Raw genomic sequence first — 21334 nt, forward strand, 5'->3', positions numbered from 1 at the left:
CAGCCTCACGCACGGCAGTCGGTTGCGAACGACTGCCGTGCCGATTGCCGAGACCAGCTGTATCAAGCGTCAGGGCTCACGCGATCGATTGCAGGCAGCGCCGATAACGCTGCTTTGCCGACACGCAAAGTGGGCGCAATGGATCTTCCCAGCCTGCCAGCGCAACCGCATTCCACCTTTTAAAGCCGAGCGATTTTCATGACCTCTCTTTTGCTGCGCTTCAATGTCGGGCCACGCCTGGCTGCCGCCTTTACCGTGCTGATCCTACTGTCCGGGTTCATCGCCTTCATCGGCTATCGCGGGCTGACCTCTGCACGTGCGCTGGTGGATGCCCTGGTGCACCAGAACATGACCAAGATCCGCCTCTCCAACGACATGATGAATGCCAACTACGTCATCGCCGCGGAGCTACGCAACGTCGTGTTGCCGACCAGCAACGAAGACAATCTGAAATTCATCGCATCCATCAAGCAGGCACGCGCCGACTACGCGAAGGCGCACGATGCGCTGTATGCCATTCCGTCTTCGCCGCAGGGCATCGGCATCCGTACCGAGATCGACCGCCTCGGGCAGCCCGTGCGCGACTTGAACAACAAGGTCGTCGACCTGGTGATGTCTGGCCACAGCGATGAAGCATTGCCGCTGATGCTCACCCAGGCCGCACCTGCGATGCAGAAATGGCAGGACAAGATCGGCGAGAACATTGCCCTTCAGGACAAGCTCGCCTCCGAAGCAGCCGAAGTGGCGCTGCAGTCGATGGACGATTCGCGCAAGTTGCTGGTCGGCGGTTCGCTGCTGGTGGTAATGCTGAGCGGCACGCTGGGCTTGCTGATCACCCGCAGCCTCACCCGGCCACTCAGCCGCGCCACCCGCGCCGCCGAAGCGATTGCCGAGGGCAAGCTCGATAACGCCGTGCATAGCGATGCCGGCGACGAAACCGGCCGTCTGTTGCAGGCCATGGACACGATGCAGTCGCGGGTGCGCAACCTGATCACCGCCCAGCTGGACATGGCCAAGCGCCACGATGCCGGCCAGGTGAGCTTTCGCATGGATGCCGGCACGTTTCCGGGCGACTACGGCCGCATGGCCGGCGACACCAATGCACTGGTCGACAGCCACATCCAGGTCACCGCGCGCCTGGCGCAGATCATGGGCCGCTATGCGATCGGCGACCTCAGCGACGACATGGACGCCCTGCCCGGCGAACAGGCCAAACTCACTCAGACCATGGCGCAGGTCAAACACAACCTGGCCGCGATGAATCGGCAGATCAAGCAGCTGGCGCAGGCCGCTGCGGCCGGCGACTTCAGTGCACGCGGCGACGCAGCGCAGTTCCAGTACGACTTCCGCATTATGGTCGAGAGCCTCAACCAGCTGATGGCCACTGCCGATGGCAGCCTGCAGGCGTTGTCGGGCATGTTGCAGGCCATTGCTGCGGGCGATCTCACTGCGCGTATGGATGGACAATTCCAGGGCGTGTTCGCGCAGATGCGCGACGATGCCAATGCCACGGTCACGCAACTGGCCGGTATCGTCGGGCACATCCAGACCTCGGCCGTCTCGATCAATGCGGCTGCCAGCGAAATTGCCGCCGGCAACAACGACCTGTCGCAGCGTACCGAACAGCAGGCCGCCAACCTGGAAGAAACCGCGGCCTCGATGGAAGAGCTCACCTCGACCGTGAAGCAGAATGCCGAAGGTGCACGCCAGGCCAATCAACTGGCGATCGGTGCGGCCAGCGTCGCGTCGCAAGGTGGCGAGGTCGTCGGCAAGGTCGTCGACACCATGGCTGGCATCCAGGCCTCGTCCAAGAAGATCGCCGACATCATCACCGTCATCGACGGCATCGCGTTCCAGACCAACATCTTGGCCTTGAATGCCGCAGTGGAAGCGGCGCGTGCCGGCGAGCAGGGCCGCGGCTTTGCCGTGGTGGCCAGTGAGGTACGCACGCTGGCGCAGCGTTCGGCGGCCGCCGCCAAGGAGATCAAGGATCTGATCGGCGACTCGGTGCAGCGCGTCACCGACGGCTCGCTGCTGGTGGACCAGGCCGGCCGCACCATGGCCGAAATCGTCTCATCGGTGCAGCGCGTCACCGACATCATGGGCGAAATTTCCGCCGCGTCGCAGGAACAATCGGCCGGCATCGAACAGGTCAACCTCACCGTCACGCAGATGGATGAAGCCACCCAACAGAACGCTGCCCTGGTGGAAGAAGCCACTGCCGCTGCGCGCGCGATGGAAGAACAGGCACAGCAACTCACCGAAGCGGTGGCGGTCTTCAAGGTCGATGCGAACGCGCCGGTGGCGCGCAGGTTATCGGCCATCGCCGGCGCAGTGGGCCACCAGCGGCCGGCAACGCGCCCGGCTGCACGTGTCGCCGTGGCCGCGGCGACACCGCCGCGCGTGGCGGTCGGTGCAACCGCATCGACCGTTGGCGATGTCAATTGGCAGGAGTTTTAAGCCGCAGCGCCAGAGCGCACCGGTCGCCGGCAGCGGTGGGCGACCGGCACAGACACCGGGATCGTTTTTAGAGCGGCTAACAAAAAGTAGCGAGCAGTCGTCAGGTGGGTGCGGACGGCGCGGAGGAGCCGGCGTGACGCGCGGTACATGCCGTTTCCGAGCACCGGCCGCGCCCGCCTGGCAGCTGCACAGTAGTTTGTTAGCTGCTCTTAGTCCCTGTGGTGCAATCGGCCGCCGTCCTCATCGTCACCCGGTCGCGGCTGCCGATGCACGTTTCACGTAACACCGTTGTCCAGCCACACACACACATTTTGAGAGCCTTTGATCCGCGCTCCGCAGATCTTGTGGGCCGCTTCCCTTGCGAGGGGAAGCGGCCCTTTTTTGTGCTGCCCTCCCTGTGCGGCAACCGATAAACCGCATGCGCAATTTTCAGGCAGAGCGATGCGTAGGAACCGAGGCATGAGAGACAATTCCAAGCCCAGGGCGCAACCGCTCGACGGCTATGCAGCCATCGCACTGGTTGCCCAAGATGGTGCTCCGATGGCAGCAGCAAGGCGTGCTTTTCGCCAGCCATACGCGGCCCGTCGAGACACTCAAGAGCACCCTAATTTCACTCGAAATTTACAATTGCCAGTAACAAGACGTGCGGTGTGAAACCGCTTTCAGCCATCGAATGCTGAATGGAACGCCCAATTTTGTGCTGATTTCAACGGTAACAGTCAATTTTCAGCATAAACGGCCGCTACCAAGTTCACGCATTCGTAACGCCCTCCCCCGGGCAAGGCCGATTCCTCATGCATTCCTTCAACCGCCTCTCGGTCGGTACGCGGCTCTCCGCATTGCTTACGCTGGTCATTGCCACCTCGCTAGGGCTGTTGGCCCTGACCATCTATCGCCAGTCCGCGGGCGATATCGAATCGCAGGTCAAGGCCGAACTGCGTTCCAGCACCCGGCTGATGCAGCAGTCGGTGGCGATGTACGACGTCACCCTCAGCGAAGGCACCCAGCGTCTGGGCAGCGTGTTCGACGACATGCTCCCCGCCGGCGCGCGCGAACTCGATAGCGCCAGCACGGTGACCATCGGCCAACAGAACACCCCGTCGCTGCGTGCCGGCAAGCAGGCACTGAATCTCAATGTCGACGCCGTGGACCGCTTTGCCAAGGCGACCGGCGGCGTTGCCACGATCTTCGCCCGTACCGGCGACGACTTCGTGCGCATCACCACCTCGCTGCGTAACAAGCAGGACGAACGCGTCATCGGCACCCTGCTCGATCGCAAGGGCAAGGCCTACGCCGCCCTGTCGCAAGGCAAGAGCTTCACCGGCCAGGCGCAGCTGTTCGGCGAGCAGTACATGACCCATTACCAGCCGCTGCGCGATGCCGCCGGCGAGGTCATTGGTGCGCTGTTCGTCGGGCGTAACTACACCCAGGGCCTGGCCGCGCTCAAGGCCCAGGTCAGCACTACCAAACTGGGCCAGGACGGCTATTTCGTCATCGTCGACATGGCGCCGGGCGATCATCAGGGCCAGGTCATCGCGGCCCCGCCGGGCACCCCGGCCACACTGGCGGCACTGGTGCCGGCCGAACAACAGGCCCTGTTGCAGGCAGTGCTGGACGGCAAGCAGCCCAGCGCCAACCTGCAGCTGCGCGATGCCAAGGGCACCAGCCAGGCGTTCGAAGTCACCGCACAGCGCTATGCGCCGTGGCAGTGGGCGGTGATCGGCGCGCAGCCGCGCAGTGCCATCGACGGTCCGCTGGACGCACTGATGGGCAGCATGCTGCTGTTCTCGCTGGTGGTGCTGGCACTGTGCATCGCGGTGGTATTCATCGCCGCGCGCAAGATGGTCACCGGCCCGCTGCTGGCAGTGGAACGCGTGCTCGGCGACGTGGCGGCCGGCCGCCTGGACAACCCGATCGAAATCGACCGGCATGACGAACTCGGCCGCCTGCTGCTCAACGCGCGCACCATGCGCGACGACCTGCGCGCGCGCCTGGAACGCGACCACCTGATCGCCAGCGAAGCACTGCGCGTGCGCACCGCCTTGGACGACGTCAGCACCAATGTGATGATCGCCGATGCCGAGCGCCGCATCATCTACGTCAATCGCCCGCTGCAGCGCATGCTGTCGGAAATGCAGGACGTCCTGCGAGACGATCTGCCCAACTTCGATGCCACGGCATTGAGCACGACCCGCATCGACCAGTTCCATCGCAATCCCGAGCAATCACGCCTGCTGGATCAACTCAAGAGCACGCACACCGCACAGATCGAAATCGGCGGCCGCATCGTGCAGGAAGTGGTCAGCCCGGTCGTGGCTGCGACCGGCGAGCGCATGGGCTATGTGGTCGAATGGAGCGACCGTACCCAGGAAGTGCAGGTGGAACAGGAAGTCGCGCACGTGGTGGAGGCCGCCGCCGCCGGCGACCTCAGCGAACGGATCGACGTGCGCGGCAAGCATGGCTTCCTGTTGCTGCTGGCTCAACAGCTCAACACGCTGCTGGACAACAACGCCGACGGCCTGTCGCGCGTCTCCGCCCTGCTCTCGTCACTGTCGCAAGGCGATTTGACCGCACGCATGGACGGCGCGCTGCAGGGCGTATTCGCCACGATCCGCGACGACGCCAATGCCACCGCCGACCAGTTGGCCGGTATCGTGCGCCGCATCAAGGACGCTTCGCTGACGATCAATTCGGCCGCCACCGAGATCGCCACCGGCAACGGCGACCTGTCGCGTCGCACCGAACAGCAAGCGGCCGCGTTGGAAGAAACCGCAGCCTCCATGGAAGAACTCACCGCCACCGTCAAGCAGAACGCCGACAACGCCGACCAAGCCAATCGCCTGGTGCTGGATGCTGCCGGTGTGGCGGCAAAGGGCGGCGACGTCGTGAACCGCGTGGTGACCACCATGGCCGATATCGACGCCTCGTCGAAAAAGATTGCCGAGATCATCAGCGTCATCGACGGCATCGCCTTCCAGACCAATATCCTGGCCTTGAACGCGGCGGTGGAAGCGGCGCGTGCCGGCGAACAGGGCCGTGGTTTTGCCGTCGTGGCCTCGGAGGTTCGCACGTTGGCACAGCGCTCGGCCGGCGCGGCCAAGGAGATCAAGCACCTGATCGAAGACTCGGTGACCCGCATCGGCAACGGCGCGGCACTGGCTTCCGAAGCAGGCAGCACCATGCAGCAGGTGGTGACCTCGGTGCAGCGCGTCACCGACATCATGGGCGAAATCACCAGCGCTTCGCGCGAACAGGCCGCAGGCATCACCCAGGTCAACCAGACCGTCACCCAGATGGACGAAACCACCCAGCAGAACGCCGCGCTGGTGGAAGAAGCCACCGCCGCCGCACGCTCGATGGAAGACCAGGCCGCACAGCTGGTCGATGCGGTCGCAGTGTTCCGCCTGGAGCCGCAGGACCGCCTCAGTACCCTGCTGGCCAATGCACGCCACGCCTATAGCTGAGACGGCAACACGACGACCTGCAGCAACGTCGCAGCGTCGAGTGCGCGGTGCCCTCACCGCTCGCGGGACACGCCGCGAACCCGTCCATGGTGGCTCGATGGCGGCATCCATGCCGCCAACGGTCCCGCAATTGGCAAGGCACCGCGCCAGACAATTGGCCAGTGGTTTGTTGACGAGCGAGGGACGCCTCGTCGGCGGTTGCTGGCTGGTTTCAAAACTCTGCACACCGACCAACGCGACCGGCCCTTGCCCGCCCACCGTCGCGGGACCCTTGGCGGCATGGATGCCGCCACGGAGCTGACAGGGACGTACTTGCAGCGTGTCCTGCGATGGTGGGCGGGCAAGGGCCCTGCAGCAAGCGCGAAGACATCGCGGGTGCGATGCCTTCGCCGCTCGCGGGACACGCCGTGAACCCGTCCCTGCGGGCTCGATGGCGGCATCCATGCCGCCAACGGTCTGGCAATCGGCGAGGACACCGCACCAGACAGTTGGCGGGTGGTCTTACTGGAAAAGGCGGACCGCCCCCCATGGTCCGCTGGTTGCCTGAGACGCTGCACACCGACCAACGCGACGGGTCCTTGCCCGCACGCCGTCGCGGGAGCACTGCATACACGTTTCGTCAGCCGCCTTAAAGATTTGGCGTTGCCGCCGATATCAAGGCGACGCCGGGACAACCCGCCAGGCGCCTTCCCGCTTCCACTGTGCTTGTGCCCATGTCCCAAGGCGATACCTCAGAGCTGGACCACGACGCTGATCACCTCGCCGAAGGTGACGAGCGCTACCTGCTGCGCAACAAGCGGCAGATCCGTGGATTGCTGCGCCAGCTGCTCGACCAACGCGCCATCGTGACCATGCATGTGGCCGGCCGCGACATGGCCGTGCCCACCGCCGTGCTGGAAGTGGACGAAGACGACGACTGCGTGATCCTGGACGGCAGCCATAACGATGCCTCCAACCGCGCCATCGAAGGCGCCAAATACCTGTTGTGCTACGCCCAGCTGGAACGGGTGAACATCCGCTTCCGCCTGGAAAAGGCCGAGCGGATCGAGCGCGACATCCACGTCGCCTTCCGCGTCGACCTGCCAGCCGCGATGTACCACATGCAGCGGCGCGAATCGTATCGACTGGAAACGCCGATCACCGATTCGCCAGTCTGCACTATCCGCCAGGAAGCCGCGCAGGGAAACGAGTTCAACCTGCAGCTGCGCGTGATCGACATCAGCAGCGGCGGTCTGGCGGTGTCTCTCACCGACGGCATGCCGTTGCTTGAACCGCAACGCACCTACCGCAACTGCATCCTGCAATTGCCCGACACCGCCCCCATCACGCTGCCGCTGACGGTGTGCAGCCAGCACAAGCAGACCCTGCCCAACGGCAGCGAAGGCTTCCGGATCGGCATGCAGTTCAGCGACCTACCGCGCGGCGCCGACGAAACCATCCAGCGCTACATTTTCCGTGTCGACCGCCAGCGCAATGCGCGCAAGAGCGGCGTGTTCTGAACCCTCGCGTACCACGCGGGGCCGGCACCTAAAGTTGCCGCCTACCCCGCCGATGTTGCTAGGGCATCCCGCATCCGTCCCTGCTGCCGCAGTCCTGCCTCAACCTGACACTTAGCCGCAACGCCCGGAGTTTCCATGAACGATAAAAGCACTGCCACCGGCACCGGTGGTGAATTCCTCAGCTTCGCTTTGGGCGAAGAACACTACGGCGTGGATATCCTGAAAGTGCAGGAAATCCGCGGCTACGATTCGGTCACCCGTCTGCCCGACGCGCCGGATTACATCAAGGGTGTGATCAACCTGCGCGGCACCATCGTGCCGGTGATCGACCTGCGCCTGAAGCTGCGCCTGAAAGAAGCGCGCTACGACGCTTTCACCGTGATGATCGTGCTCAACGTCGAGGACCGCGTGGTCGGCATCGTCGTGGACAGCGTGTCCGACGTGATTCCGCTCAACGACGACCAGATCCGGCCTACCCCCGAATTCGGTGCATCGGTCGACACCCGTTTCATCTCCGGTATCGGCACCCAGGACGATCGCATGTTGATCCTGCTGGATATCGAAACCCTGCTGGACAGCACCGAGCTGGGTCAGCAACTGGTCGAAGAAGCCGCCTGATTCAAACGGCTGTGTCGCCTCGCCTGCGGTCGCCGGAGAGGTGTAGAGGAATGCAGGAGCCGCCATGTACGACGAGCGGCTACCAAACGATTGCCACGCCGCCAGAAGGCGCCGCTGGTGCTCAGAATCCTGAGGTAGCACACGTGCACTCCGGCTTCTGCGCCCCGCCCGCGCCCACCTGCTGGCTGATTCGCTCCGTTTCGGTAGCCGCTTCTCAGCGTACATGGCGCCATCCTGCACCCGCTGCACCGCTCCGGCGGCCGCAACGCGTTGGCGCGACCGCATCTACGACGATCGCGTGTCAGGAAGCTCCCGACACGCGACGCACCACGCGATAGAACTGAGATAAAAATCACGTTTTCTGGATTCAAGTTGAACGGCGGTTAGCCGATAGCTGAATGAAGCCCGCGTCCACACAACGGGTCACCGTTCGACTTTTGATTTCTGGAGAATCCCTATGAAGTTCCTGCTCTCGCTCCTCCCCGTCGCTGCTCTTGTCATCGTTGCTCCCACGCTGTCGGCTCAGTCGCAGGAAATGATTCCGCCGGAAATGGCGACGCGCTTCGTCGGCAAGGACGGCATGGTGTGCGGCAAGGTCGAAGAGGCCAAGTACGCGCAGAGCTCGGAAGGCGAACCTACCTTCCTGTACATGGGCGGCATGTTCCCGCGCCACACCTTCTCCGCACGCATCGACGGTGCCAACCGCGGCAAGTTCAGCTTCGCCCCGGAAACGCTCGAAGGCAAGGACGTCTGCGTCCTCGGCAAGATCCAGCGCGACAGTTCGCGCGCCGAAATCGAAGTCAGCTCCCCGGCCAGCCTGAAGCTTGCCACCATCAAGTAATCGCCTCGCACATCGCCACGCCCTTGCGCGTGGCGATGTGCTGTTGCGGCTATGCGGACTGACTTCTACGGGGAATCGTGTCAATGCAATGGATCAACAATCTGAAACTGATGCCCAAGCTGATGCTGGCGTTCGGCATCGTGCTGCTGATCATGCTCGTCCAGGGCGTCATCGCCTATTCGGGTCTGGCCTCGCTCAATAACGTCACCCGCGACCTGGCCGGCAACACCATGTCCAGCGTGCGCGAGGCAGGCGATCTGCGCGGCATGCTCGGCGAATACCGGAATGCGGCCTACCAGAACCTGGTGCGTGCCAGCGATTCGGTCAAGCAGGAAGCCAAGGTCCGCGCCAAGAGGCTCAATGGCGAGATCGAAGCCACCATCAAGGGCTACCCGCGCCTGATCGAAAGCCCGCAACAGAAGAAGCTGTTCGACGTGTTCGTGGCGGACTGGAAGAAGGCGTCGGCCTCCTATGCCAGCGTCGACGAAATGATGGAGCTGAATCTGCCCGACGACGCCATCGACACCTTCGTCGGCGAAACCCGTACCCTGCACAACAAGGCCAAGGATTCGCTGGCGGCCTTGATTGCTGAAGACAACCTGCTCGCGCAGGCTGCCAAGACCAAGGCCGAAAAGGTCCACGCCACCTCCGTCACGCTGACCCTGGTGGTGCTGTTGATCGGCATCGCCGGCGGCCTGGGCCTGGCTTTCCTGTTCGCCCGCTCCATCGTCAAGAGCATGCGCGGCGCTGTCACCACGGCCACCGAAATTGCCGGCGGCAAGCTGGACGGCCAGATCAACGTGCAGGGCCAGGACGAAGTGGGCGAGTTGATGCGTTCCATGCAGCGCATGCAGCGCGACCTGAAGGAACGCATCGAACGCGACCAGGAAATTGCCGATGAAAACCTGCGCATCCGCACTGCGCTGGACAAGTCCTCGACCGGCACCTTCATCACCGATCCCGAACGCGTGATGATCTACGCCAACGACGCCTTCAAGAAGATCGTGGCGCAGTACGAAAGCAGCATCCGCCTGGCATCGCCCGAGTTCGACGCAAGCAAGGTCATCGGTCAGCACATCAGCTACCTGGGTTTGTCGGATGCGACCGTGCGCAAGGCCATTGCCGCGCTGGAACGCGATGGCGTCACCAGCTTCGAAGAGCGTTTCGGCGAAGTGGTGCTGGCGCAGACCGTCACCTCGATCCAGAACGAACAGGGCGAGACCAGCGGCGAAGTCTGCGAATGGCGCGACCGCACCATCGAAGTGCAGGTGGAAGAAGAAGTGGCCCGCATCGTGCGTGCGGCCGCCAGCGGCGACATGAGCGGGCGTGTGGAAACCGACGGCAAGCAGGGCTTCTTCCTGCAGTTGGCGCAGCAGCTCAACGGGTTGCTGGACGCCAATGCCGGCAGCCTGGAACAGATCTCGACCCTGCTGTCGGCGCTGTCGCGTGGCGACCTGACCGTGCGCATGCATGGCGAGTTCAGCGGCGTGTTCGCGCAGATGCGCGACGATGCAAATGCCACCGCCGAGCAGCTGGCCGACATCGTCGGGCGCATCAAGATGTCGTCCACTGCGATCAATTCGGCCGCCGGCGAAATCGCCTCCGGCAACAGCGACCTGTCGCACCGTACCGAGCAGCAGGCCGCCAATCTGGAAGAAACCGCCGCCTCGATGGAGGAGCTCACCTCCACCGTCAAGCAGAATGCCGAAAGCGCCCGTCAGGCCAACCAGCTTGCCATCGGCGCCACCGGCGTGGCCTCGCAAGGCGGTGAAGTGGTGTCGCAAGTGGTCACCACCATGTCCGGCATCGAAGCCTCGTCCAAGAAGATCGCCGACATCATCAGCGTCATTGATGGCATCGCGTTCCAGACCAATATCCTGGCCTTGAACGCGGCTGTGGAAGCGGCACGCGCCGGTGAACAGGGCCGCGGTTTTGCGGTGGTCGCCTCGGAAGTGCGCACGCTGGCACAGCGTTCGGCCGGCGCGGCGAAGGAGATCAAGGGCCTGATCGACGACTCCGTACACAAGGTGGCCGAAGGCTCGGCACTGGTGCGCAAGGCCGGCGCCACCATGGCCGACATCGTGGCCAGCGTGCAACGCGTGACCGACATCATGGGCGAGATCTCTGCCGCTTCGCAGGAGCAGTCGTCCGGGATCGAGCAGGTCAATCAGACCATCACCCAGATGGACGAAACCACCCAGCAGAACGCTGCGCTGGTGGAAGAAGCCACTGCCGCCGCCCGCTCGATGGAAGAGCAGGCAGGTCATCTGGCCGAAGCGGTGTCGGTGTTCAAGCTGGACGACTCGGCTGCGCAGGCGCCGCAGAGCGCACGCGTACGCCCGATCGCCTCGCGCCCGGTTGCAGTGAAAAGCGCCGCCAGGCCGGTAGCGCGCGCAGCCGCAAGCGCGTCGCGGCCAGCCACATCCCAGGCCGCGCTGGCCGACGGTAACTGGCAAGAGTTCTGATTCACCGCTGTCACCCACAACGCCCCGGCATTGCCGGGGCGTTGTGCATTTAGGCAAGGCACCGACACTGATCCTCGCGGGTCCGATACGGCAGCACACCATTGGGGCGTCTTTGCTCTCTGGCATTCCATCACCAGCCGCCGTCCCCATCGGACCAGGTAGCGAACACAACCGCGTCCAATCCACGCATTAGCGCTTCAGTTGCGCGGCTCCGTGGCCGATATCCAGTTATAGCTCACGACGCGTATGGATATGACGACTACGACTTCCGCTTCAGACACACGCGAATTTGATTTCGGCGACCGCGACTTCAAGCGCGTCTGCGACCTGATCTACCAGCGTGTGGGCATTGCATTGGCGCCGGCCAAGCGCGACATGGTGTATGGCCGCCTGTCGCGGCGTCTGCGCGTGCTCGGCCTGCGCTCGTTCCGCGATTACCTCGACCAGCTCGAAGCCGGCAACGACGAGGAAGAATGGCAGGCATTCACCAATGCGCTGACCACCAACCTGACCTCGTTCTTCCGCGAGCCGCACCATTTCGACAAGCTGCGCGAAGAACTGCAAAAGCGCGCCTCGCAGGCGCCATTGAAGATATGGTCGTGCGCCGCCTCCACCGGCGAGGAGCCCTACTCCATCGCCATTACCGCCTGCGAAGCCTTCGGCACGCTGACCCCGCCAGTGAGCATCGTCGCCACCGACGTCGACACCCAGGTGCTGGAAACCGCATCGCGCGGTGTCTATGCCATCGATCGCGTTGCCTCGCTCGATGCAGCGATCAAGCGCAAGTACTTCCAGCGCGGCAGCGGCCCCAATGAAGGCAAATGCCGGGTCATTCCGGCGCTGCGCCAGCTCATCGAATACCGCCAGTTGAATCTGCTGGCGCCGCGTTACGACGTCGGCGGTCCGTATGCGGCACTGTTCTGCCGCAACGTGATGATCTACTTCGACAAGCCCACTCAGCGCGGCATCCTGTCGCGCCTGGTCAGCCACATGGGCGACGACGGCCTGCTCTACACCGGGCACTCGGAGAACTACCTGCACGCGGCCGACCTGATCCAGCCGTGCGGGCGCACGCTGTATCGGCGCGCACCGCGCGCAGGAGCGTGAGCATGAGTACTGCCGTGCAAGTCGACGACGTCATGCGCTACCGCGATTCGCGGTTCCAGACCATTGCCGCCAAACTGCTGCCCACCCAGTACCTGGTGGTGGACGACGACACCGCGTTGACGACCACCTTGGGATCGTGCGTTGCAGCCTGCCTGCGCGACCCGGTGCTCAAGATCGGCGGCATGAACCACTTTCTGTTGCCGGAAGGCCAGGTCGGCGATGGCGCACCCACGCGCTACGGCAGTTATGCCATGGAGCTGCTGATCAACGACATGCTCAAGCGCGGCGCGCACCGCAAACGCATCGAAGCCAAGGTCTTCGGTGGCGCCAACGTGTTGAAGGGCTTCACCAGCAACCCGGTCGGCACCCGCAACGCCGAGTTCGTGCGCCAGTACCTGCAGGCCGAACATATTCCCATCATCGCTGAAGATCTGTGTGGCATCCATCCGCGCAAGGTGTGGTTCTTCGCGACGACTGGCCGCGTCGTCGTGCAGCGTTTGCCGCACGCACACGAAGCCGAAGTCGCCGCCACCGAATCGGCCGTGCGCGCCCGTCTGTCCAAAGCACCGGTTACCGGTGGAGTGGAGTTGTTCGAATGACGCTGGAAACTCCTGTGCGTGTATTGATCGTCGACGATTCGGCGGTCGTGCGTCAGATGCTCACCGAAATCCTGTCGCGCGATGCCGGCATCGAAGTGGTCGGCTCGGCCGCCGATCCGCTGCTGGCGCGCGAAAAGATCAAGCGCCTCAATCCGGACGTCATCACGCTGGATGTGGAAATGCCGCGCATGGACGGCCTGGTGTTTCTGGAAAACCTGATGCGCCTGCGCCCTACCCCGGTGGTGATGATTTCATCGCTGACCGAGCGCGGCGCCGACACTACCTTGCAGGCCTTGTCGCTGGGCGCCGTGGACTTCGTGTCCAAGCCCAAGATCGACGTCGCACGGGGGCTGGAAGGCTACGCCGAAGAGATCGTCAGCAAGGTCAAAATGGCCGCCAAGGCCAAGGTCAGCGCACTCAATCGCCCGAGCGCACCCAAAGTCACGCTGGATATGCAATCGGCACCGGTGGCCGGCAGTGCGCTGCGCTTTCGCACGACCGATCGCTTGATCGCCATCGGCGCTTCCGCCGGTGGTACCGAAGCGCTGCGCGTGGTGCTTGAACACATGCCCGCCGATGCGCCCGCGGTGGTGATGACCCAGCATCTGCCTGCCAGCTTCAGCACCGCGTTCGCCGAGCGCCTCAACCGCCATTCGGCCATGTCGGTACGTGAAGCCACCGATGGCGAGGCGATCCTGCCAGGTCATGCGTATCTGCCGCCGGGCGGCCAGCATCTGCGCATCATTCGCGACGGTGCACGGTGGCGCTGCCGTATCGACGATGGCCCGCCGGTCAATCGCCACAAACCGGCAGTGGACGTGCTGTTTCGTTCCGTTGCCGCCAATGCCGGCCCGAATGCGGTGGGCGCCATCCTCACCGGCATGGGCGACGACGGCGCACGCGGCCTGCTGGAAATGCTGCAGGCCGGCGCGCCGACGCTGGTGCAGGACGAAGCCAGCAGCGTGGTCTGGGGCATGCCCGGTGCAGCGTACAAGCTTGGCGCCGCACAGGAAGTGGTGCCGCTGGACCGCGTGGCCGAACGCTTGCTCGCATTGTCGGCGCAGGCGCGCTGATCCGGCATGGCCGCGCATCCCTCGCACCCGACCAACCAAACGCTTCCTCCAGCACCGGGAAGCGCGGCGGGCGCTGGCGTGGATGCAGCGGTGGACCGCATGCCGCTGACGGCTGAGCCGATCAATGCCAACGCCCCAAGCGCTGGCCTGGTCAGGCCCGGCCCGATTACCGCCGGCATGGCCAAGCCCGGCGAGCAGCCCGAGCAGCGCCGTGCGCGCCTGCTCGCAGAAGCCCTCGATGGCAGCAGCAGCGCCATCCTCATCTGCGATCTGCAATCGCGTCTGCTATACGCCAACGACGGCTTCCAGCGCATGTTCGGCTACACCGAAGCCGAGCTGGTCGGTCTGCGTCCCTCCGATGTCTTGACCCGCGCGCAAAGCGACCAAAGCGAGGTCGCCCGCGTGCGCGATCGCGCCGATGCCTTGCAGCACACCCGCGCCGACTTGCTGGTCTATCGCAAGGATGGCACACCGCTGTGGATCTCGCTCAACTTCAACCCGATCTACGACGCCAACCACGCTCCCTCGCATTACGTGGCGGTATTGACCGACATCACCGACACCAAGATGCACGAGGTATTGCAGCACCGCGTGCTGGAAGCCTTGGTGCAGGAACGCCCGCTGATCGAGGTGATGACGCTGATCTGCACCGAGGTCGAACGCATCGCACCGGACGTGCTGGCCACGGTGATGAGTGCGGACAATCAAGGTCGCCTGCATTCGCTGGCTGCGCCCAGCCTGCCGCCCGAATACGCCGATGCGGTCAACGGCCTGAAGATCGGCCCGGGCACAGGCGCCTGCGGCACCGCGGCCTGGCGCGGTCGCGCGGTGATGGTGGAAGACGTCGCCACCGACCCATTGTTCGAGGCGTATCGCGACACGCTGTTGCCTTGGGGCCTGCGCGCCTGCTGGAGCACGCCGATCCGCTCCAACAGCGCGCGCGTGCTCGGCACCTTCGCGCTGTATTACCGCAAGCCGCAACGTGCCGATGCCTGGCATATGCGGCTCACCGATTTGTGCCAGCAGCTGTGCACCCTGGCGCTGGAACGCGAGCAGATCCGCCAGCGCGTGCATCAACTGGCGTTCTACGACACGCTCACCGGCCTGCCCAACCGCATCATGTTCAGCGCGCGCGCCGAGCAGGCGCTGACGCAGGCCGAATACGCAGGCGAACCGGCCGCGTTGATGTTCATCAACATCGATCGCTTCAAGCTCATCAACGATAGCCAGGGACACGCCGCAGGCGATGGCCTGCTGCGCGATATCGCCTTGCGCGTCAACGACCAGGTCACCGCCACGGCGATGCTGGCGCGACTCTCCGGCGACGAATTCGCGCTTGCGCTGCCGCAATGCAGCGCAGAGCAGGCCAGTGCCGCCGCCGAGCGTCTGTTGGTCAGCATCGCCAGCCCCCTGCCGGTCGGCCATATGACCGTGCATCCGTCGGCCAGTATCGGCGTGGCGATGTTTCCCGAAGATGGGCAGGACATCAATATCCTGCTGCGCCACGCAGATTTGGCGATGAATCGCGCCAAGAAGGAAGGCGGTGGGCGCTTCCGTTTCTTCAGTTCCGACATGAACCGCATGGCGCAAGAACGCGTTGCGCTGGAAGCGGAACTGCGTCAGGCCATCGACCGCAATCAACTGCAATTGCATTACCAACCGCAGATGCACAGCGCCGCGCCGCACACGCTCTATGGCGTGGAAGCGCTGCTGCGCTGGAATCACCCGCAGTTGGGTGCAGTGTCGCCGGCGCGCTTCCTGCCCGTGGCCGAAGAACAAGGCATGATGCCGCAGATCAATGCGTGGGTCCTGCGCAGCGCCTGCCAGCAGGTCGCCGACTGGCGCCAGCGTGGCGTGCCGGTCGCACGCGTGTCGGTGAACCTGTCGGCAAGTGGTTTCGAAAGTCCGCGCATGCTGCCGGATCTGCTCCGGCTCATCGCCGAGATGGGCGTGCAGCCCTCCGACCTGACCCTGGAACTGACCGAAAGCGTGATGCTGTCCGGGCAACCGGGCGTATTGGAAAACCTGCATGCCATTCGCGAAGCCGGCATCTCGCTGTCGCTGGACGATTTCGGCAACGGCTATTCCAGCCTGAGCCATTTGCATCGCCTGCCGATCGACGAACTCAAATTGGACATGAGCTTCGTGCGCGATATCGAACACAGCGAAGACGCGCGCGCGCTCACCACCTCGGTACTGCGCATCGGCGAGCACCTGCGCAAGCACGTGGTCGCCGAAGGTGTGGAAAACGAAGCGCAGCGCCTGTTCCTCGCCGACCTGGGCTGTGAGGTGCTGCAAGGCTATCTGTTCTCGCGCCCTCTACCTGCCCCGGCACTGGAAGCCTGGCTGGGCGCGCAACCGTAATCGCACAGCTTCGAACTCCCATCCAGCCAGGAAAGGCGGGCCATGGCGTGGCAAGTCATGAGCCTCCCTCCCGCGGGAGAGAAGCGCTGCAAGCCCTCCCCCCACGACAGCGCTTGGAGCCCCTCTCCCCGCGGGAGAGGGGTTGGGGTGAGGGTGCGGCCACCCACGCATCGCGCCGACGCCGTACCCTCATCCGCCCTGCGGGCACCTTCTCTCCATAAAGAAGGACAATGCCCGACAGGACAAGGGAAACATCATCCTGACAACTGCAGCGCTTCAGCCATCTCCGACGAGAGCGCGCTTCAAGCCCCCATCCTGTGCGTAAAAACGTGAGGAGTTGAGAAGGAACCACGCGCCTCATCCCACGTCAGGCGAGGCCATTGCCCTTATCCCACGCGCATCAGCTCCACCTCGGTCTCACCCACCGTCCGCTTCAGCCATCCCAGCAACTGCGCGTTGACAAAGCCCGGGTTCTCCAGCGAGGCGATATGTCCTGCGTCCGGGATCAGCTCGTAATCGCAGCAGATTGCCTCGGCCATCATCCACACCTCTTCGGTCGGGCGCGGGATGTCCTCGGCGCCACCGAGCAGGAAGGTGTTGGCCGGATCCAGTCCAGACAGGGCATCCAGTCGATTGGCTCGGCCGAAGATCAGCCGGCCCAGTGGCACGATGGATGCGCGCAACTGTTCGGCCGACATGGCAGCCAGACGCTGCGCAAAGGCGGCCGGCAGTGCCGATCTCAGATCGATGCCGGGGCGGAAGAAGATCGGAACGATCGCCTCGATCAACGCAGGCGTCACCTGCCCGGCCGTCTCGATCGCATCGAGCAGGTCGAAATAGCGCGCACGCGTGGCGGCTGGCTCGGCGCCCAGGAAGGTGTCCATCAACACCAGGCTGCGCACGCGCTCCGGCGCCATCAGGGCAAGCTCGGCGGCCCACATGCCGCCCACCGACAGGCCGACCACCGCGCACTGCGGCAACTTCAGTGCGTCCAGCAGGGCCAGCATGTGCCGGGCAAGGTCGCCGATCTGCTGCGTGCCGTGCGGCAACGGACCTGACTGCCCATGCCCCCACAGCTCTGGAACGATGACCTGGTAGTGCTGCGAGAGCGCCTGGATCTGCGGCTCCCACATCGCAGCGTCCCAGAGATAGCTGTGGCCAAGCAAGACCGGGAAACCCCGGCCGTGTTGCGTGTAATGCAGGGTTTGACCGGAGATTGTGCAAGTGGGCATGGGCATCAACGGGCAGTGGTAGAGCGGCCGGACTCTAGACCTGCGCACTTCAGATTTTTGTTGCAATGCCACAATCCAGTCAGCTGGTATTTGTTTTAACGCCGGGCATCGTGAGCACAACACGAAGCCATTGCCTGGAAAGCGAAATGCCCGGCAGTGCCGGGCATTTCGGGACAACCAACCTGCTGGATGACTCAGGCGGCGACGGTCTCTGCCACGTGCTGATACTCCTGGATCTGATCGAAGTTCATGTAGCGATAGATCTGCTCGCCACTGGTCTTGATCACGCCTACATCGGCCATGTACTCGTCCTTGGTCGGAATGCGGCCCAGGCGCGAACAGATTGCCGCCAGTTCCGCCGAGCCCAGGTACACATTGGTGTTGCGGCCCAGGCGGTTGGGGAAGTTACGCGTGGAGGTCGAGAACACCGTGGCGCCCTCGCGCGCCTGTGCCTGGTTACCCATGCACAGCGAGCAGCCCGGCATTTCCATGCGCGCGCCGGCCGCGCCGAAGGTGCCGTAATGGCCTTCCTTGGTCAGCTCGGAGGCATCCATCTTGGTCGGCGGCGCCACCCACAGGCGGGTCGGAATATCGCGCTTGCCTTCCAGCAGCTTGGCCGCGGCGCGGAAGTGCCCGATGTTGGTCATGCACGAACCGATGAACACCTCGTCGATCGCAGCGCCGGCCACGTCGGACAGCGTCTTGACGTCGTCCGGATCGTTCGGGCACGCCACGATCGGTTCAACGATGTCGGCCAGGTCGATCTCGATCACTGCAGCGTACTCGGCGTCGGCATCGGGCTGCAGCAGTTGCGGGTCGGCCAGCCACTCTTCCATCTTCTTGATGCGGCGGCCCAGGGTGCGCGCATCGGCATAGCCTTCGGCAATCATCCAGCGCAGCAGGGTGATGTTGCTGGTCAGGTATTCGATGATCGGCGCCTTGTCCAGGTGCACGGTGCAACCGGCCGCCGAACGCTCGGCCGACGCATCGGACAGCTCGAACGCCTGCTCCACCTTCAGATTCGGCAGCCCTTCGATTTCCAGGATGCGGCCGGAGAAGATGTTCTTCTTGCCCTGCTTGGCCACGGTCAGCAAGCCCTGCTTGATCGCGTACAGCGGGATCGCGTTGACCAGGTCACGCAGGGTCACGCCCGGCTGCATCTGCCCCTTGAAGCGCACCAGCACGCTCTCGGGCATGTCCAGCGGCATCACGCCGGTGGCCGCTGCGAACGCCACCAGGCCGGAGCCGGCCGGGAACGAGATGCCGATCGGGAAGCGGGTGTGCGAGTCGCCGCCGGTGCCGACGGTGTCGGGCAGCAGCATGCGGTTGAGCCAGCTGTGGATCACGCCATCGCCCGGACGCAGCGACACGCCGCCGCGGGTGGAGATGAACTCCGGCAGTGTGTGGTGGGTCTTGACGTCCACCGGCTTCGGGTACGCGGCGGTGTGGCAGAACGACTGCATCACCAGGTCGGCGGAGAAGCCCAGGCAGGCCAGGTCCTTCAGCTCGTCGCGGGTCATCGGGCCGGTGGTGTCCTGCGAGCCCACCGAGGTCATCTTCGGCTCGCAATAGGTGCCCGGGCGCATGCCCTGGCCTTCCGGCAAGCCGCAGGCGCGGCCGACCATCTTCTGCGCCAGCGAGAAGCCCTTGCCGGTGTCCGGCGGGTCCATCGGCAGGCGGAACAGGTCCGAGGCCGGCAGGCCCAGGAACTCGCGCGCCTTGGCGGTGAGGCCGCGACCGACGATCAACGGGATGCGGCCGCCGGCGCGCACTTCGTCGAACAGCACGTCCGACTTCATCGCGAACTCGGCGATCACCTGCCCGTCCTTCAGCGCCTTGCCGTCGTACGGACGCAGCTCGACCACATCGCCGTGCTCCATCTGCGACACGTCCAGCTCGATCGGCAATGCGCCGGCATCTTCCATGGTGTTGTAGAAGATCGGGGCGATCTTGCTGCCCAGGCACACGCCGCCGAAGCGCTTGTTGGGGATGTACGGAATGTCTTCGCCCGTCCACCACAGCACCGAATTGGTCGCCGACTTGCGCGAAGAACCGGTACCGACCACATCGCCCACGTAGGCGACCAGATGGCCCTTGTCCTTGAGGTCGGCAATGGCCTGGATCGGGCCGCGCTTGCCGTCTTCCTCCGGCTCGAACGCGGCGCCGTCGCGCTTGTTCTTCAGCATCGCCAGCGCGTGCAGCGGGATGTCCGGACGGGTGGTCGCATCCGGCGCCGGCGACAGGTCGTCGGTATTGGTCTCGCCCGGCACCTTGAACACGGTGACGGTCAGGCTCTGCGGCACTTCCGGCTTGCTGGTGAACCACTCGGCCTGCGCCCAGCTCTGCAGCACGGCCTTGGCATGCGCATTACCGGCTTGCGCCTTTTCCTGCACGTCGTGAAACGCATCGAACACCAGCAAGGTGTGCTTGAGCGCTTCGGCGGCGGTGGCGCCCAGCTCGGCGTTGTCCAGCAGGTCGATCAGCGGCTGGATGTTATAGCCACCGAGCATGGTGCCGAGCAGTTCGGTAGCGCGCGTGGGGCTGATCAGCGCGGTGGTCTCGGTGCCGAAGGCCACCGCGGCCAGGTACGAGGCCTTGACCTTGGCAGCGTCGTCGACGCCGGCGGGCACGCGCTGGCTGAGCAGTTCGACCAGGAACTGCTCTTCACCGGCAGGCGGCGCCTTGAGCAGCTCGATAACCTCGGCGGTCTGCTGCGCGGTCAGCGGCAGCGGCGGGATACCGAGCGCGGCGCGCTCTGCAACGTGGTGGCGATAGGCTTCCAACATGCGGGTTCTCCAAAAAAGCAGCGGTGAAGGTGGTAAAGCGCAAAACGTGGATCAGGGTGCGGGTTTGGGAACGACGATCTTCAAACCCTTGAAGTAATCGCGGAAAAAGCCCTCGTCGCGGGTGATCAACCCGTCGCACTGGAGCATCGCGTGGGCGCCGATCAGAAAGTCGGCCACCACCCGCTCGCGCTTGCCGCCGCGCGCGCGAAAGCGCTTGTTCATATGGCCGGCGCGCACTGCCGCCGCTTCCTGGGTGGCCTCGTAGCGCACGCCGATCGAGGCCAGGGTTTCCATCAGGTCGACCTGGGTGTCGAGCATGGCCAGCACCTCGGCCACCACCGCGTCGCAGACCACCACTTCGTCGCGCGCCAGGGCGTCGCCGATGCAGATCTCCGACACTTCGCCATAGACCGGGTCGCCGATCAGGATGTCCAGCAGGACCGAGGAATCCAGGGCGATCATGGGTCGAACGGATCTCCGGGGGCGCGGCCACGGATCACGCGCATCGCCGCATCGGTGCTGGTCAGGCCGTCGACCAGCTTGAACTTGCCGCGCACCTTGCGCAGCGCCTCGCTGACGTCCTTGCGCAGGATGATGCGCCCGCCGTCGAGCTCGATCTTCAATGTGGTGCCCTTGGTCAGGCCCAGGGCATCGCGCACGGCCTTTGGCAGCGTGATCTGCCCGCGTTCGGCAACGGTGGCTTCCATGAGCATGCTCCAGAAAGTATGCATGCATGATACGTACTTATGCCGTCCTACTCAAGTTCGCAGATCTGTCTGGACACACCGTACGTACACACTGAATCGCTCAGAATGAGCCCCTACCT

General features: G+C 64.3%; 14 protein-coding genes and 2 other RNA genes. 11 read left to right on the plus strand and 5 right to left on the minus strand.

Going from position 1 to position 21334, the window contains the following annotated elements; genetic code table 11:
• The first annotated feature begins 198 nt into the window (after positions 1-198).
• Positions 199-2460 (plus strand): methyl-accepting chemotaxis protein, encoded by a 2262-nt coding sequence (locus J7360_RS03985; RefSeq protein WP_057660005.1) that lies wholly within the window; start codon positions 199-201, stop codon positions 2458-2460.
• A 74-nt stretch (positions 2461-2534) separates the two neighbouring features.
• Here the strand turns inward: J7360_RS03985 and J7360_RS03990 are convergent.
• Positions 2535-2609: non-coding RNA, sX9 sRNA (locus J7360_RS03990), on the minus strand.
• 645 nt (positions 2610-3254) lie between these two features.
• Between J7360_RS03990 and J7360_RS03995 the strand changes: the two genes are divergently transcribed.
• From J7360_RS03995 to J7360_RS04040, 10 genes are all read left to right on the plus strand, one after another.
• Positions 3255-5924, plus strand: coding sequence for a Cache 3/Cache 2 fusion domain-containing protein (locus J7360_RS03995; protein WP_209033311.1), 2670 nt, complete (start codon positions 3255-3257; stop codon positions 5922-5924).
• Between the two features lie 713 nt (positions 5925-6637).
• Complete coding sequence (locus tag J7360_RS04000; RefSeq protein WP_007963584.1) at positions 6638-7423, plus strand: flagellar brake protein; 786 nt, start codon at positions 6638-6640, stop codon at positions 7421-7423.
• Positions 7424-7558: 135 nt separating this feature from the next.
• Entirely contained in the window at positions 7559-8041 is a 483-nt protein-coding gene (locus tag J7360_RS04005; protein WP_003486339.1) for a chemotaxis protein CheW, read from the plus strand.
• Positions 8042-8173: 132 nt separating this feature from the next.
• Positions 8174-8250, plus strand: a non-coding RNA gene (locus J7360_RS04010) — sX9 sRNA.
• Positions 8251-8498: 248 nt separating this feature from the next.
• The gene (locus J7360_RS04015; RefSeq protein ID WP_209033313.1) at positions 8499-8882 is read left to right on the plus strand and encodes a hypothetical protein; all 384 of its coding nucleotides are present in this window, start codon (positions 8499-8501) and stop codon (positions 8880-8882) included.
• An 83-nt stretch (positions 8883-8965) separates the two neighbouring features.
• The gene (locus tag J7360_RS04020; RefSeq protein WP_209033315.1) at positions 8966-11347 is read left to right on the plus strand and encodes a methyl-accepting chemotaxis protein; all 2382 of its coding nucleotides are present in this window, start codon (positions 8966-8968) and stop codon (positions 11345-11347) included.
• A gap of 246 nt (positions 11348-11593) precedes the next feature.
• Positions 11594-12454, plus strand: coding sequence for a CheR family methyltransferase (locus J7360_RS04025; RefSeq protein WP_005914920.1), 861 nt, complete (start codon positions 11594-11596; stop codon positions 12452-12454).
• Positions 12455-12456: 2 nt separating this feature from the next.
• A complete protein-coding gene (gene cheD, locus J7360_RS04030) occupies positions 12457-13053 on the plus strand; it encodes a chemoreceptor glutamine deamidase CheD (RefSeq protein WP_003486330.1) in 597 nt (198 codons plus the stop codon).
• Positions 13050-14126, plus strand: coding sequence for a chemotaxis response regulator protein-glutamate methylesterase (locus J7360_RS04035; RefSeq protein ID WP_003486327.1), 1077 nt, complete (start codon positions 13050-13052; stop codon positions 14124-14126). The genes cheD and J7360_RS04035 overlap by 4 nt, the downstream gene beginning before the upstream one ends.
• A gap of 78 nt (positions 14127-14204) precedes the next feature.
• Entirely contained in the window at positions 14205-16490 is a 2286-nt protein-coding gene (locus tag J7360_RS04040) for an EAL domain-containing protein (RefSeq protein ID WP_057660012.1), read from the plus strand.
• A 386-nt stretch (positions 16491-16876) separates the two neighbouring features.
• On the opposite strand, the gene J7360_RS04045 is transcribed toward J7360_RS04040, so the two are convergent.
• The 4 genes from J7360_RS04045 to J7360_RS04060 all read right to left on the minus strand — a co-directional run bounded on the left by J7360_RS04045 (position 16877) and on the right by J7360_RS04060 (position 21215).
• Positions 16877-17722: an alpha/beta fold hydrolase gene (locus J7360_RS04045; RefSeq protein WP_057660014.1), complete on the minus strand. Its 846-nt coding sequence runs from the start codon at positions 17720-17722 to the stop codon at positions 16877-16879.
• Between the two features lie 194 nt (positions 17723-17916).
• On the minus strand, positions 17917-20508 hold the full coding sequence (locus J7360_RS04050) for a bifunctional aconitate hydratase 2/2-methylisocitrate dehydratase (RefSeq protein WP_007963592.1): 2592 nt from the start codon (positions 20506-20508) through the stop codon (positions 17917-17919).
• 51 nt (positions 20509-20559) lie between these two features.
• Positions 20560-20970 carry a type II toxin-antitoxin system VapC family toxin gene (locus J7360_RS04055; protein ID WP_003486318.1) on the minus strand — a complete coding sequence of 137 codons (411 nt, stop codon included), beginning with the start codon at positions 20968-20970 and terminating at the stop codon, positions 20560-20562.
• Positions 20967-21215, minus strand: a complete 249-nt coding sequence (locus tag J7360_RS04060; protein ID WP_003486316.1) for an AbrB/MazE/SpoVT family DNA-binding domain-containing protein — start codon at positions 21213-21215, stop codon at positions 20967-20969. Before J7360_RS04060 ends, J7360_RS04055 begins: the two co-directional genes overlap by 4 nt.
• Positions 21216-21334: the final 119 nt, after the last annotated feature.

This window comes from Xanthomonas sp. D-99, assembly GCF_017746145.1.
In the GTDB taxonomy this organism is placed as follows: domain Bacteria; phylum Pseudomonadota; class Gammaproteobacteria; order Xanthomonadales; family Xanthomonadaceae; genus Xanthomonas; species Xanthomonas cissicola.